Source organism: Jannaschia marina, from assembly GCF_013404595.1.
In the GTDB taxonomy this organism is placed as follows: Bacteria; Pseudomonadota; Alphaproteobacteria; order Rhodobacterales; family Rhodobacteraceae; genus Jannaschia; species Jannaschia marina.
The window spans coordinates 191,101-204,642 of the sequence record NZ_JABVAX010000002.1; the positions used below are offsets into that span (position 1 = coordinate 191,101).

General features: G+C 70.5%; 16 protein-coding genes. 7 read left to right on the forward strand and 9 right to left on the reverse strand.

Annotated elements, in window-relative coordinates; genetic code table 11:
* Positions 1-64: 64 nt before the first annotated feature.
* From HSX43_RS04690 to HSX43_RS04715, 6 genes are all read right to left on the reverse strand, one after another.
* The gene (locus HSX43_RS04690; protein ID WP_179378943.1) at positions 65-442 is read right to left on the reverse strand and encodes a Rid family hydrolase; all 378 of its coding nucleotides are present in this window, start codon (positions 440-442) and stop codon (positions 65-67) included.
* On the reverse strand, positions 439-948 hold the full coding sequence (locus HSX43_RS04695) for a DUF3035 domain-containing protein (RefSeq protein ID WP_179378944.1): 510 nt from the start codon (positions 946-948) through the stop codon (positions 439-441). Before HSX43_RS04695 ends, HSX43_RS04690 begins: the two co-directional genes overlap by 4 nt.
* Before the next feature lie 55 nt (positions 949-1,003).
* Positions 1,004-1,480, reverse strand: coding sequence for a signal peptidase II (gene lspA, locus HSX43_RS04700; protein WP_179378945.1), 477 nt, complete (start codon positions 1,478-1,480; stop codon positions 1,004-1,006).
* Complete coding sequence (gene purH / locus HSX43_RS04705; protein ID WP_179378946.1) at positions 1,480-3,054, reverse strand: bifunctional phosphoribosylaminoimidazolecarboxamide formyltransferase/IMP cyclohydrolase; 1,575 nt, start codon at positions 3,052-3,054, stop codon at positions 1,480-1,482. The genes lspA and purH overlap by 1 nt, the downstream gene beginning before the upstream one ends.
* An 11-nt stretch (positions 3,055-3,065) precedes the next feature.
* Positions 3,066-4,784 carry a heparinase II/III family protein gene (locus HSX43_RS04710; protein ID WP_235962501.1) on the reverse strand — a complete coding sequence of 573 codons (1,719 nt, stop codon included), beginning with the start codon at positions 4,782-4,784 and terminating at the stop codon, positions 3,066-3,068.
* Between the two features lie 67 nt (positions 4,785-4,851).
* Positions 4,852-6,132 (reverse strand): RsmB/NOP family class I SAM-dependent RNA methyltransferase, encoded by a 1,281-nt coding sequence (locus tag HSX43_RS04715; RefSeq protein WP_235962502.1) that lies wholly within the window; start codon positions 6,130-6,132, stop codon positions 4,852-4,854.
* Between the two features lie 66 nt (positions 6,133-6,198).
* On the opposite strand from HSX43_RS04715, the gene HSX43_RS19905 reads away from it, so the two are divergent.
* Positions 6,199-6,495: a DUF1674 domain-containing protein gene (locus HSX43_RS19905; RefSeq protein WP_328795045.1), complete on the forward strand. Its 297-nt coding sequence runs from the start codon at positions 6,199-6,201 to the stop codon at positions 6,493-6,495.
* Between the two features lie 48 nt (positions 6,496-6,543).
* Here HSX43_RS19905 and HSX43_RS04725 read toward each other — a convergent pair whose 3' ends face one another.
* Entirely contained in the window at positions 6,544-6,885 is a 342-nt protein-coding gene (locus HSX43_RS04725; protein ID WP_179378948.1) for a dihydrodipicolinate reductase, read from the reverse strand.
* Positions 6,886-6,926: 41 nt separating this feature from the next.
* Positions 6,927-7,736, reverse strand: coding sequence for a 4-hydroxy-tetrahydrodipicolinate reductase (gene dapB, locus HSX43_RS04730; RefSeq protein WP_179378949.1), 810 nt, complete (start codon positions 7,734-7,736; stop codon positions 6,927-6,929).
* A 105-nt stretch (positions 7,737-7,841) separates the two neighbouring features.
* Between dapB and rbfA the strand changes: the two genes are divergently transcribed.
* The 6 genes from rbfA to HSX43_RS04760 all read left to right on the forward strand — a co-directional run bounded on the left by rbfA (position 7,842) and on the right by HSX43_RS04760 (position 12,023).
* Complete coding sequence (rbfA, locus tag HSX43_RS04735) at positions 7,842-8,285, forward strand: 30S ribosome-binding factor RbfA (RefSeq protein ID WP_179378950.1); 444 nt, start codon at positions 7,842-7,844, stop codon at positions 8,283-8,285.
* Positions 8,282-8,995: a phosphodiester glycosidase family protein gene (locus HSX43_RS04740; RefSeq protein ID WP_179378951.1), complete on the forward strand. Its 714-nt coding sequence runs from the start codon at positions 8,282-8,284 to the stop codon at positions 8,993-8,995. Before rbfA ends, HSX43_RS04740 begins: the two co-directional genes overlap by 4 nt.
* A gap of 1 nt (position 8,996) precedes the next feature.
* Positions 8,997-9,896: a tRNA pseudouridine(55) synthase TruB gene (gene truB, locus HSX43_RS04745; protein WP_179378952.1), complete on the forward strand. Its 900-nt coding sequence runs from the start codon at positions 8,997-8,999 to the stop codon at positions 9,894-9,896.
* A 190-nt stretch (positions 9,897-10,086) separates the two neighbouring features.
* Positions 10,087-10,581 (forward strand): hypothetical protein, encoded by a 495-nt coding sequence (locus tag HSX43_RS04750; protein WP_179378953.1) that lies wholly within the window; start codon positions 10,087-10,089, stop codon positions 10,579-10,581.
* A gap of 48 nt (positions 10,582-10,629) precedes the next feature.
* Positions 10,630-11,151 carry a DUF1643 domain-containing protein gene (locus tag HSX43_RS04755; protein WP_179378954.1) on the forward strand — a complete coding sequence of 174 codons (522 nt, stop codon included), beginning with the start codon at positions 10,630-10,632 and terminating at the stop codon, positions 11,149-11,151.
* Positions 11,142-12,023 carry an alpha/beta fold hydrolase gene (locus HSX43_RS04760; RefSeq protein ID WP_179378955.1) on the forward strand — a complete coding sequence of 294 codons (882 nt, stop codon included), beginning with the start codon at positions 11,142-11,144 and terminating at the stop codon, positions 12,021-12,023. Before HSX43_RS04755 ends, HSX43_RS04760 begins: the two co-directional genes overlap by 10 nt.
* 61 nt (positions 12,024-12,084) lie before the next feature.
* Here HSX43_RS04760 and HSX43_RS04765 read toward each other — a convergent pair whose 3' ends face one another.
* Positions 12,085-13,335 (reverse strand): calcium-binding protein, encoded by a 1,251-nt coding sequence (locus tag HSX43_RS04765; RefSeq protein ID WP_179378956.1) that lies wholly within the window; start codon positions 13,333-13,335, stop codon positions 12,085-12,087.
* Positions 13,336-13,542 lie beyond the last annotated feature (207 nt).

Consider the following 13,542-nt stretch of genomic DNA (forward strand, 5'->3'; position numbering starts at 1 on the left):
TGCGGTGCACCGCGCAATTCAAAGGCACCTGACGCTGGTGTGAGCGGGTGGCGGCCGGTCGCGGTCAGCCGGTGTAGGCGGTCACCTCGATTTCGACCCGGGCCGTCGCGGGCGACAGGCGCGCGACCTCGACGATGGTGCTGGCCGGCAGGGCAGTGGCAAAGGCGGCGCGGTGCAGGGGCGTGATGGCGTCGGCGTCGTCGAGATCGGTCAGGTAGACGGTGGAGCGCACCACGGCGTCGAAGCCCGTGCCCGCCTCCGTGAGCGCGGTCTCGACAAGCGCGAGGGCCGCGCGGAATTGCCCCTCCGTGTCGCGCGACAGATCGTCGCCCCGCGCCATCGTGCCCGAGACCCAGACATGCGGCCCCGCCTGAACGGCGCGGCTGTAGCCGTAGTCGTCTTCCGATGCGTAGCCCGAGCGGATCCGCCGCCGGGCGCTCATTGCGTCGCCGGGTCGGGCGGCGCGGCCACCGTGCGGACGCCGATGCGGCGCAGGCGGTAGAGCTCGGCATATTGGTCGAGCGACTGGCTGCGGTAGGCCTTGAAGTAGGTCGAGACGCTGAACACACGTTCGAGCAGGCGGGCGTCGTTGGCGCGACGGAACGCCAGATCCTCGGCGGCAAGCTGACCGCGGATGTTGCCGTTCACTCCGTAGCGCTGAACGCTCGCCAGCAGGCGGCCGTCGGCATTGCTGCCGCGGGAGGCGTTGCCGCCGAGCGCCGCGACGGCCTCGGCCTCGGGCTGTCGGTCCACACGGTTCGCGCCGCCGGGCGTGGGCGCGGGAAGGGCCGCGAGGTCCGGCGGCGTCTCGAGCGGGCGCGTCGGCAGGATCGAGAACTCGTCCGGCGTCCGGTCGGTCTTGCGGATGTTGAAGAGCTGCGGGTTGTCGCGCGCGCAGGCGGCCAGCATCGCCACCAGCACCCCCATCCCGATAAGCCGTCCGATCATTGCGAAGGCTCCCTTTCCTGCCTTTGCCCGTTCCTAGCCCATGCCCGGCCCGGCGTCACGGGGTCTTCGACGCCTTGGCCCTGCCATCCTCTCCGAAGAAGATCAGCCCCGCCGCACCGGCGAAGATGAAGACGTCGGCCAGGTTGAAGGCATAGGGGTTCTGGATGCCGCAGCAGGACATGTTGAGAAAGTCCGCCACCGCGCCGTAGATCACCCGGTCGAGCGCATTGGCGAGCGCGCCGCCGACGATGAGACCCGCCGAGATGAACCCGAGCGGTCGCGTGAAGCTGCGCGCCCAGCGGATCAGGAGGGCCGAGACGGCCACCGCGATCGCCACCAGAAGCCAGCGTGCGCCGGCCCCCGAGAGGAGGCCGAAGTTGATGCCCTCGTTCCAGCCCATGCGGAAGACGAGGAAGGGCGGCAGCACCTCCATCACGAGCCGGGTCTGCAGGTCGAGGAGATGCACGACCAGAACCTTCGAGAGCTGGTCGATGCCGAAGGCGGCGAGGGCGGAGATCCAGAGCGCGCGCATCAGTGACGGAAGTGCCGCATACCGGTGAAGACCATGGCGAGCCCGGCGTCGTCGGCGGCGGCGATCACCTCGTCGTCGCGCATTGAGCCGCCGGGCTGGATCACCGCGGTCGCGCCCGCCTCGGCGGCGGCAAGCAGACCGTCGGCGAAGGGGAAGAAGGCGTCGGAGGCCACGACGGAACCCACGGCGGCGCTCTCGGACAGGCCCAGCACTTCGGCCACGTCGAGCGCCTTGCGCGCCGCGATGCGGGAGCTGTCGAGGCGGCTCATCTGGCCCGCCCCCACGCCGACGGTCGCGCCGTCCTTGGCGTAGATGATGGCGTTGGATTTCACGTGCTTGGCGACGGTCCAGGCGAACATGAGGTCGCGCATCTGGGCCTCGGTCGGGGCCAGCTTGGTGACGACCTTCAGGTCGGCGGGCGCGATATGGCCCGCGTCCTTGTCCTGCACGAGCCATCCCCCCGCGACCTGCTTCATGGCGCGGTTCGGGGCCTTCGGGTCGGGCAGGGTGCCGGTGGTCAACAGGCGCAGGTTCTTCTTGGCGGCGAAGACGGCCCTTGCCTCCTCGGTGGCGTCGGGGGCGATGACGACCTCGGTGAAGATGCCGGCCATGAGTTCCGCCGTCTCCGCGTCCAATGTGCCGTTCAGGGCGACGATGCCGCCGAAGGCCGAGGTCCGGTCGCAGTCGAAGGCACGCTGGTAAGCCTGGGCGAGGGTGTCGCCGGTCGCCACGCCGCAGGGGTTGGCGTGCTTGATGATCGCGACGGCGGGTCGGTCGGTGAATTCGGCCACCAGTTCGACGGCAGCATCGGTGTCGTTGATGTTGTTGTAGCTCAGGTCCTTGCCCTGATGCTGCGTCGCGGTGGCGACGCCGGGGCGCGCGCTGCCGTCGGTATAGAAGGCGGCGGTCTGGTGCGGGTTCTCGCCGTAGCGAAGCGTCTGGGTCAGGGTTGCGGCGGCGGCGATGCGGCGCGGCGTCTCCTCGAAGCGGGCCATCCAGGTGGCGACGGCGGCATCGTAGGCGGCGGTGCGCCCGTAGGCGATGGCCGACTGACGCTGCCGGAAGGGCAGGGTCGTCGCGCCGTCGTTGGCGTCGAGTTCTGCGAGCAGCGCGGCGTAGTCCTCGGGGTCGGTGACGACGCAGGTGAAGGCCTGGTTCTTGGCGCCCGCGCGGATCATGGCAGGGCCGCCGATGTCGATGTTCTCGATGCAGGTCGCCTCGTCCGCGCCGGAGGCCACGGTGGCCTCGAACGGGTAGAGGTTCACCACCAGCAGGTCGATCCCGCCGATGCCATGCTCGTCCATGGCCGCCGCGTGGTCGGGGTTGTCGCGGAGCGCCAGAAGCCCGCCATGGACCTTCGGGTGCAGCGTCTTGACGCGGCCGTCCATCATCTCGGGAAAGCCTGTGACCTCGGCCACGTCCTTGACCGTCAGACCCGCGTCGCGCAGCGCCCTGGCCGACCCGCCGGTCGACAGCAGTTCCACGCCACGCGCGGCCAGCGCCTGCCCCAGGTCGATCAGCCCCCCCTTGTCCGAGACGGAAATGAGGGCGCGTTTCAGCGGCACGGCAGTCATGGGCACATCCTTCAGAGGCCTTCGGCGTCGGTCGGCGGCAGCTCCGTCGCCTCCTGCGCGCGAGTCAGGGTCCAATCGATGGTCGCGGCATAGGACACAAGGGCGTCGGATAAAACCACCTGTTGCGCCGCGCGCGGCTTCAGCCGTCCGGGTTCGAGGTGGACGGAGGGTTCCAGCGAGAGCTTCATCTCCTGCCCGGGCCGGAACACCCAGATTTCGCCCGAGGGCAGCGCGAGCGAGACGGCCCGCCCACCCATGTCGATCTCGGCCTCGGTGTCGGGATGCAGGTGGAAGCGGATCGCGAAGGGCAGGCCGCGCGGCCGCAGGTCGGCGCGGGCATCGTCGAGCTGCTCCTTGTCGGCATTCGTCATCGCGCGCAGCGACTCCTCGCCTTCGAGCGTGCGGCCATCGGTCGAGAGCACCAGCCGCCTAAGATGCGTGAGCCCATGCGTGCGCCCGTAGCCATCGTGCGAGAGCACCACGGTCGAGGCCCGGCGCGAGGCGCTGCGCTGCCACTGCACCTTGCGCGGCGGCTGGATCAGGGGCGCGATCTGCCGCTTGCCGACGTCGAGAAGCGGCCCGACCCGCGCGCTCGACCAGCCGGTGATCTCCAGCGTCGAATGGGACGCCGTGGCCCGCCCGGCGCGGTGCCAGTCCGGCCCGAAGGCCCCGCCGGGGCCGCAATTGACGATAACCGGGCAATTGCCGCTCGTCATCTCGAAGGCCAGCGTCGAGGCATGGCCCGAGCCGCTGGCCGCGCCGGTCGGCGGCGGCCCGGCGTCGACGATGAGCGTCGTGCGTCCGTGTGTCATCGGCGCGAACCCCATGGCGAGGCCGCTGTCGTTGCGCGTGCGGATGCCCGAATTGGCCAGCACCCGGTCCAGTCGCCCCGGCCGCCCGCGCCCGCCCCCGTGGAAGCGCGCCAGCCCACCGTCGGCGTGACGCAGCGCGCGCAGCGTCGGCACGATCCGCCCCTGCGCCGCCAGCAGGTCGTCGGGTGCCCGGCCCTGCGCGGCCAGCGCCTCGATCGCCCAGCCAAGGAGCATCGCCACCTCGAGGAGCGCCTCCGGGTTGCGGGCTGCGATCCCGCCGTCGGCCCCCACGTCGTCGCGTGCAGCCGCGGTCAGCGCGCGTGTCGCCGCCGGGGCCACGTCCGACATGCCCTCGAGCGTGAGACCCGCGTAGAGAAGCCCTGTCAGGGCCTCGATCCGGGCCAGGCCCGCGGGAGCCTCGTCCCATTCGTCCCGGAGATAGGCCGCCTGACGGTAGAGAAGGTCGAAGTAGAGTTTCTGATCCCGCGTCGCCATCCCGGCGAGCAGGGTCGGCGCGTGGCTGATCTGTCGCAGGAGCCGCCGCCCCGTCAGGGCCGCATCCCAGCCCGGGCCGCGTCCGCGACCGAACCGGCGACCCCAGTCGAGCACCCAGGCCTGCGCCGAGTCGCGCGCACCCCGGCCCCCGGCGGCCAGCATATCGTCGAGCCAGCCCATTCCGTGCAGCTGCATTTCGAACGGGGTCGAGGGGGGCGTCACGTCCCACGGGCTCCGCCCCGGAGCCTCCACCAGTTGGCCCGCAAGGTGCCAGAGCCCCGACAGGATCTGCTGCCCCCGGCGAACCGACCCGGTGCCGCGTGGCTCGGGCTGCCAGACGAGGCTGCGCGTCCCCTTGGGTGCGCGCGCGCGGGTCAGCCGCCAGCCGGTACGGATACGATCGCGGAAGCTCTGAGTGCTCATCCTGACTGCCCTGCGGGGTCTGTTTCGACCCATTGGCACGAGAGTTTACGCCCGCCGGCGCGATCTGTCACGCCGGCGGTGCCGCCCCATGTTTCAGAACCGCAACGAAGAAGCCGTCCATGCCGCCCCGCTCGCGCCAGAGGTCGGGCAGGAGGCGCAGCCCCTCGGGCACCTCCGCCGCCTCGGGCAGGCCGAGCGACGCCGGGTCGGGCGTGACCGTCAGGAGGCCCGGGTGCCGCTTGAGCGCCGCGCGGACCTGCAACTCTCCCTCCAACGGCAGGAGGGAACAGGTGCAGTAGACGACCGGACCGCCGTGTTTCACGAAGCCGAGGGCGCGGTCGAGGAGGCGGTACTGCAGCTTCGACAGCGCTTCTACGTCACGGCTCTCGCGCAGGTGCGGCAGGTCCGGGTGGCGGCGGATCGTGCCCGTGGCCGAGCAGGGCGCATCGAGGAGGACCGCGTCGAAGGGAGCTTCGGGTTCCCAGTCGAGTGCATCCGCCACGACGATCTCCGCCTCGAGCCCCGTGCGCTCCAGGTTCGCGCGCAACCGGCCGAGCCGCCCCTCCGAGACGTCGAGCGCGGTGACCTTTGCGCCGGCCGCCGCAAGCTGCATCGTCTTGCCGCCGGGCGCGGCGCAGAGGTCGAGCACCCGCAAGTCCGCCACGTCGCCGAGACAGCGCGCGGGTGTCGTGGCGGCCGCGTCCTGCACCCACCAGTCGCCCGCGGCAAAGCCCGGCAAGGTAGAGACCTGCCCCCCGGCGAGGCGCAGCGATCCGGTCGGCAGTTGCTCCGCGCCGGGGATCTCCGTCGGGCGCTGCGGCGTCAGGTCGAGTGGGGCCCCGGCCAGGTGCGCGGCCTCGATGGCCGCGAGGCGCTCGGGTCCGAACGCCGCCTTCACCGGCGCACGCAGCCAGGCGGGCAGGGCGGGTGGCGGCAGGGCTTCCCAGGCGGCGCGGTCCTCGGCCAGCCGGCGCAGCACGGCATTGACGAGGCCCGACTGCTTCACGCTGCGCGGCGACATCCGGGCCAGGGCGACGGCGTCGTTGACGACGCCATGGGGCGCGGCCCCGTCCTCGAAGATCTCGACGAGCGCCAGCCGGAGGATGTCGCGCACCCGCGCCGCCGGCGCGCGCTCGAGCGTGGCCTTCAGGAGCGCATCCGCGCGCCCCATGTGGCGCAGCGTGAGCCCCGCGAGCCGCAGGGCCCGTGCCGCGGCGGCTCCCTCGAGCCCCGACGCGCCGTCGGTGAGCATCCGTCCGTCGCGCAGCACATGCGCCAACAGGCGCAACGCGCCGAGACGGGTGGCGAGGCTTTCGGGCATCTCGCGTTTGGGCTTCGGCTGCGACATGGGGCTTCCTTGCAGATCAGGGCTCGGGGCGTATATCCAAAGCAACGTCCCGGCAAGGAGAGCGATATGACCGGCCCGAACCGCATGTCCGTCGACCCCGGCGCGATCCCGCAGGCTGCCGGCGACGCGCCCGCCTGTCCGACGACGGCCCGCGACCGGGGCGTCGATCTCACGCCGCTCTCGCCCGAGGCGGAGGCCGCGCGCCGTGCTGCCCTGCCGGAGGTTGCCCGCCGTGCGCTTGAAGAGGCGGAGGCCCGCAAGCGCGCCGAAATCGACCTGCCGCCGGAACTTGGTGGCCGCGATGGGCCCGAGCCCGTGCGCTACGGCGACTGGGAACTCAAAGGGATCGCCATCGACTTCTAAGGGGCCTCCTCTGGCCCCAAATACGCCGACGCGACGGAACGACCCGGCTCACCGCAGGGTCAGATCGGCCACGTCGCCCGTGCCCCGGTCGGCCTGGAACCGCAGCACGTCGCCCTGAACCGCGACAGTCTGGCAGTTGCGCGGGAAGTCGCGGATCGCGGAATTGAGCGTGCGGCAGAAATAACCGCCCTCCCAGTCCCAGCGGCCGGTCACCCGAAACCCGAAACCGCGTCCGGCGATCGCGCCATCACTCGTCACCACGAGGCCCACGCCGTCGCCCGTCAGGCGCTTGCCCTGCACGAGCGAGAGGAACGTCGCGCGGTCGGTCACCGGCTCGAACGCCAGGGCGGTCGAGGGAAAGAGGATGAGAGCGATCAGGAACGCGCGCATGGAAGCCTCCGTTGCGGGATGCTCCGGAAGCTAGGGCGCGATCAGCGCAGGCCCAGCACGTCGAGCATGTCGTAGGCCCCTGGCGGTCGCCCCTGTGCCCAGAGCGCGGCCTTGAGGGCCCCGCGCGCGAAGACGCTGCGATCCGAGGCCTGGTGGCGCAACGTCAGGCGCTCGCCGTCGGCCATGAAGATGACGTCATGATCGCCGATGACGTCGCCGCCGCGGATCGCGTGGAAGCCGATGCGCCCCGGCTCCCGCGCGCCGGTGATCCCGTCGCGGCCCCTGTCGGCCATGGCGTCGAGGTCTACGCCCCGGCCCTCCGCCGCCGCCTCGCCCAGCATGAGCGCGGTGCCGGAGGGGGCGTCGACCTTGTGGCGGTGGTGCGCCTCGACGATCTCGATGTCGTAGTCCGCGTCGAGGCTCGCCGCCACGCGCCGCACCAGCTGCGTCAGCAGGTTGACGCCGAGCGACATGTTCCCTGCCCGCACGATCGCGGTTTGCTCCGCCGCCGTGTCGATGGCGGCGATGTCCTCCGCTGTGAGCCCCGTCGTCCCGATGACATGCGCGCAGCCCGCCTCGGCGCAGAGGCGGGCCATGGCGACGGTCGCGGACGGCGTGGTGAAGTCGATCACCGCGTCCGCGCCCGCCACCACCCGCGCCGCATCGTCGGTCACGGGCACGCCCGTCGCCGCACCGCCGGTCGCGGTGCCGTAGTCCGTGCCGACCCAGGCGTGACCCGAGGCTTCGGTCACGGCGACGAGGCGCATGTCCTCCGCTCCGTCGATCAGCGCGCAGAGCATCCGCCCCATCCGGCCCGATCCGCCCATCACCACGATCCCCGTCTGCGCCATCTTCGCCTCCTTCGGTTCCGCCCGGTTTGCTGGAACCGGCGCGCCCATGCAACGCTTGCACTCGGGCGGCGGCGCAAATATCTGCCACCGTCTCAGGAGGCAGCCATGGCACGACACCCGAACGAACCCCGCGGCCCGTCGCAGCGTCAGCTGCGCGTAGGCGAGGCGATCCGGCGCAAGCTGTCGGAGATTCTGATGCGCGGCGAGGTTCACGACGAGGAGCTGAACGCGCTGATGATTACCGTCGGCGAAGTGACGGTGAGCGCCGATCTCAAGATCGCGACCGCCTGGGTCCTGCCGCTCGGCGGGGAGAAGAAGGACGAGACGATCGCCGCGCTCAAGCGGTGCAAGGGGCAGCTGCGGCATCTGGTGGGCAAGGACATGACGCTGCGCCACGCGCCGGACCTGCGCTTCCGCATCGATGAGACCTTCGACCGGATGGATGCGACCCGCGCGCTCTTTGCCGACGAACGGGTGGCGCGCGACGTCGCGGCCCCGCGCGACGATGACGGCGATGGGGGCGACGCGGGCGAGGGAGGCGGCGAATGATCCGCCTCGCGGCGCTGATCCTGGCGCTGACGACCGGTGCCGCCGCCGCCTGCGAGACGCTGCGCCACCGGGAGCGGACCTTCACCGTTTGCACCGCCGACCTTGCGCAGCACCGCATCGAAACCCGGCTCGCCGGCCCCGAAGGCACGCCGCTCGGTAGCTTTGTGGCCCTTGAACAGGCGGAGGAGGAGCCGATCGCCTTCGCCATGAACGGCGGCATGTATCACCCCGACCGCCGGCCGGTCGGGCTCTACGTCGAGGACGGGGCCGAGGCGAAGCGCATCGTCACGCGGGAAGGGCCGGGGAACTTCGGCCTGCTGCCGAACGGCGTGTTCTGCGTGCGCGAGGAGCGCGCCGATGTGATCGAGAGCCGGGCCTTCGCTGCCGATCCGCCCGGCTGCACCCATGCCACGCAATCGGGGCCGATGCTCGTCGTCGACGGTGCGCTCCATCCCCGGTTCCTGCGCGACAGCCCGTCGCGGAAGCTGCGCAACGGGGTCGGGGCCGCGCCGGACGGACGGCGTGTGCATTTCGCGATCTCCGATGTGCCGGTGACCTTTCACGAGATGGCGACGCTCTTTCGCGACGTGCTGGGCGTGCGCGACGCGCTCTTTCTCGACGGCTCGGTCTCGCGCCTCCATGCGCCGGCGCTCGGACGCAGCGACGGAGGTCGACAGATGGGCCCGATGCTCGTCGTGACGGAACGCTGAGATGGGTCGACGCAAGAAGGGCAATCCCGTCCACGGCTGGCTGATCGTCGACAAGCCGGCCGGCGTCACCTCCACCCAGGTTGTGGGCAAGGTGCGCTGGGCGCTCGATGCGCAGAAGGCCGGCCACGCGGGCACGCTCGACCCGGACGCCACGGGGGTGCTGGCCGTGGCGCTGGGCGAGGCGACGAAGACCGTGCCCTTCGTGACCGATGCGCTCAAGTGCTACCGCTTTCGTGTGACCTGGGGGGCGGAGACGACGACCGACGATGCCTCCGGCAATGTGACCGCGACCGCCGATGCCCGGCCCGACCCCGTGGCCATCGACGCGGCGCTCGCCGACTTCCGGGGTGACATCCTGCAGGTGCCGCCGCAGGTCTCGGCGGTGAAGGTGGAGGGCGAGCGCGCCTACGACCTTGCCCGCGAAGGCGTGCAGATGGACCTTGTCGCGCGCCCGCTTCACGTGGCGCGGCTCGACATCGTTGCGGCCGACGACAGCGGCGCGGAGTTCGAGATGGTCTGCGGCAAGGGTGGGTACGTGCGCTCGATCGCGCGCGATCTGGGGCGCGCGCTCGGCTGCCTCGGTCACGTCGCCTGGCTGCGGCGCAGCTGGTCCGGCCCGTTTCGCGCCGAGGACGGTCTGTCCTTCGAGGATGTCGACCGCATGGCTCGCACGCCCGCGCTGCACGAACGCCTCCTGCCCCTCGAACTGGGCCTGGCCGACCTCAAGCGCATCGCCGTCAACGAGGCGGCCGCCGCGCGTCTGCGCCACGGCAACCCCGGCGATGCCTTCGAAGGGGCAGACTACGGCGAGACCTGCTGGGCCGCGCATCAGGGACGCGCGGTCGCCATCGGAATCTATCGTGCCGGGGCGATCCATCCGTCGAAGGTGTTCCAGACCTGAAACATGGGTTGGCCGTATCCGACGGGATGCGCGGTGAAATGTTACAATGGATCACGGAAACTCCTCGCCTGTCCTCCGCCCACCTGAACTGCGCGTGAGGAGGGCTGCCTAGCGGCCGGTGGCTGCGGCTAAACCTTGTGTCAACGCAACTGCGCGACAGTGCCTCACCGACACACCGAAAGGACGCCCCATGACCCCGACCACCGACCTCAAAAGCACCGCCTGGACGATCCTGATCGCCGGTGCCCTCGCCACCATCGCCTTCGACCTCTTCGGCAAGGGCCTCTCGCCGCTCTTCGGCTTCGCCAAGCTCGCGCCCGTGCCGCTCGCCCAATCCACGTTGAAGACGGTTTTCGGCGCATCCCCGAACGGCGCGGCTGATACGCTGCACATGCTGACCGGCCTTCTGTTCTATCCGCTGGGCTATCTCCTGGTCGCGCGGCCCATCGCCGCCAAGGTCACGCCCTGGCTGCACTGGTCGCTCGTCTCGGTCGCCTATGGCATCGGGCTCTGGATCTTCGCGCTCTACGTCATGGCGCATCTCGTGGCCGGCAACCCGCCCTTCCTCGGCTTCACCGGCATCACCTGGGTCGCGCTCTGGGGTCACATCCTCTTCGCGGTGGTCGCCGCGGCGGTGATCGAACGCCGCCTGCCGCAGACCGCCGGCACCCCCGCGGCGGCCTGAGCGGTCCACCCCTTGCCAGCCCGCGCCCCGGGCTGGCACATCTGGTCGATGATCACCCGGACACACACCAAGGGCGATGCCCCCTCGACGGCCACCTATTCCGACGACGAGGTCTATCGCTACGACCTGACCCGCACCTGGGACGCGACCGGGGGGCGGGTCGCCTTCGTGATGCTGAACCCCTCGACGGCGACCGAGCTGTCGAACGACCCGACGGTCGAGCGCTGCGAACGGCGGGCGCGGGCGCTCGGCTTCGGCGCTTTCCGTGTCACCAACATCTTTGCCTATCGCGCGACGGACCCGCGCGACATGCGCGCCCACCCCGAGCCGATCGGCGGCCCGGCCAACGATGCCGCAATTCGCGACGCCGCGCTCTGGGCCGATACGGTGGTCTGCGCCTGGGGCACCCACGGCGCGCATCTGAACCGGGGCCCGCAGGTCGAGGCGCTTCTGCGGGCGACGGACCAGCCGCTCACGACGCTCGGTCTTTCGAAGGCGGGGCACCCCAAACACCCGCTCTACATCGGCTACGCCGTGCAGCCCGTCCCCTGGGAAACTGCATGGACCTGATCCGTCACGACATCACGACCGACGACGGCACGCGCATCGCCGTGCGCGAGACCGGGCGGGGCGCACCGCTCGTCCTGCTCCATGGCTTTCCCCAGAACCATCGCTGCTGGCGTCCGGTGCTGCCGATGCTGGCAGAGCGGCACCGGTGCCTCCTGATCGACCTGCGCGGTTACGGTGACAGCGATGCGCCGCCGGACGACAGTGCGCACACGGTCTATTCCAAGCGCCGCATGGCGCGGGACGTCGTCGCCGTGCTCGATGCGCTCGGTCTGGATCGTGTCGACGTCGCGGGGCACGACCGGGGCGCGCGCGTCGCCTACCGCTTCGCGCTCGATCATCCGGGCCGCCTTGACCGGCTTGCCATTCTGGAGGTCATCCCGACCGTCGCCTTCTGGGCGGCCTGGAGTGCCGAGCTCGCGCAGGCGGCTTATCACTGGAACTTCCTGGCACAGCCCGCGCCGATGCCCGAGCGGCTCATCGGGGCGGAGCCGCACTACTGGCTCGACCACACCCTCGCGGCCTGGACGCTGCCGAAGTCGCTCGCGCCCTTCGCGGCCGAGGCGCTGGAGAGCTATCGCGCGCAGGTCGCCGACCCGGCGCGGCTGACGGCGATGTGCGCCGACTATCGCGCCGGGTTCCACACCGACCGGACAATCGACGCGGCCGATCGCGCGGCGGGCCGCCGCATCACCGCGCCGATGCTCTTTCTCTGGGGCGAACACGGCTTTCCGGCCTCGACCGGCGATCCGGCCGCCGTCTGGCGCGATTGGGCGGAGACGGTGGAGGACGTCGCCATCCCCTCGGGCCATTTCGCGATGGAGGAAGCGCCCGCGGCCGTCGGCCGCGCGCTCGCCGCGTTCTTCGCACGCTGAGACAAGGTCTGAAGAGCGAAGACGCTGGCGCGCGGCAGGCTCGATCCGTTCGGGGCGATGCTCAGGACGCGGTAAGCAACTCCTCCGCGGTCGGCGCGGCATCGTCTTCCGCCGACGTTTCCGCCGCATCGGCGGTCTCGGTGTCGTCCGGGTCGTTGTCGTCGTCTTCGTCTTCGTCGGTCTCGGCGAAGGCGCTGGCGACGATCTCCACATCATCGGCCGTGAGGCCCTGCGCGCCCGTGACGTTCGCGACGGGGACGCCGTCGAGCAGGATCGTCGCGCCGGTCTCGTCCTCGAAGTCTTCCACGGTCACAACCGGGGGCGTTTCGCCCTCCTCGTAGACCATGACGAGGGTGTCCTCGGCCGCGTCGAAATCGGTGATCGTTGCCGCGCCGCCCTCGCCGATGTAGGTGCCGCCGACGAAGGTGTCGGCGTCGCCGCCGCCGGTCACCGTGTCGTTCGCGCCATAGATCAGGCTGTCCGCGCCGGCCGCACCTATCATCGTGTCGCCCTCGTCGGTGTCCTCCTCGGGGAACAGAGCACTCCCGTCGCCGACGCCGATGAGGGTGTCGTTGCCTTCGCCGCCGCGGATCATATCGGCCCCGAAGTCGCCGGTCACACGATCATCGCCCCGGCCGCCGTTCACGCTGTCGGCACCGGTACCGCCATCGAGACTGTCGTCTCCGGTGTCGCCGTTGAGCAGATCGGCCCCGCTGCCGCCGTCGAGCGTATCGCCGTCGGAGCCGCCGCTCAGGGTGTCGTTTCCGCTTCCGCCGTCGAGCGTGTCGAGGCCGCGCCCACCGAGCAACCGGTCTCCATCGGCCTCGCCGTTCAGGCTGTCGTCGCCGTCGCCGCCATCGAGCGTGTCCTCGTCGTGACCGCCGAGGAGCGTGTCGTCGCCGTCGTCGCCCGAGAGCGTGTCGTCGCCGAAGCCGCCTTCGATCGAATCGTTTCCATCCCCGCCGAAGAGCCTGTCGACGCCCTGGTAACCGAAGAGCAGATCCTGTCCGTCGCCGCCGTTGACCGTATCCGCCCCGAAACCGCCCTGGATCGAGTCGTCGCCATCGCCGCCGAACAGAAGGTCGTTGCCCTTGCCGCCGGAGAGCGTGTCGTCGCCGCCCAGGCCGCGCACTTCGTCATTGCCGGGCAGGGCGCGGATCAGATCGTCGTCGTCGGTTCCACGCAGGGTATCGTCGCCATTCGTCGGCTCGTCGTCCCCGGGCGGACTGGATGTCGACGAGTCGTCATCGTCGAAAAGGAAGGCTGTGCTGCCGATCAGCAGCAATCCGGCCAGGGCTAGCAGACCCGTCATTTTTTATACTCCATGTGAGACTCAGCATGTCCCCACATGCTGAGCGTGCCTCCATGATCGATGCCGCTGTCGGGTCAATCAACTGAATTCGTTAAAATTTAGATTTATTACGACGCAAAAATGCGATTGCTTTGGGGCAATCCGGTAAAATTCCCCGTATTGTTGTCAAAATACAAGCAAATTGCTTTTTTGCAATGCGTCGCGCGT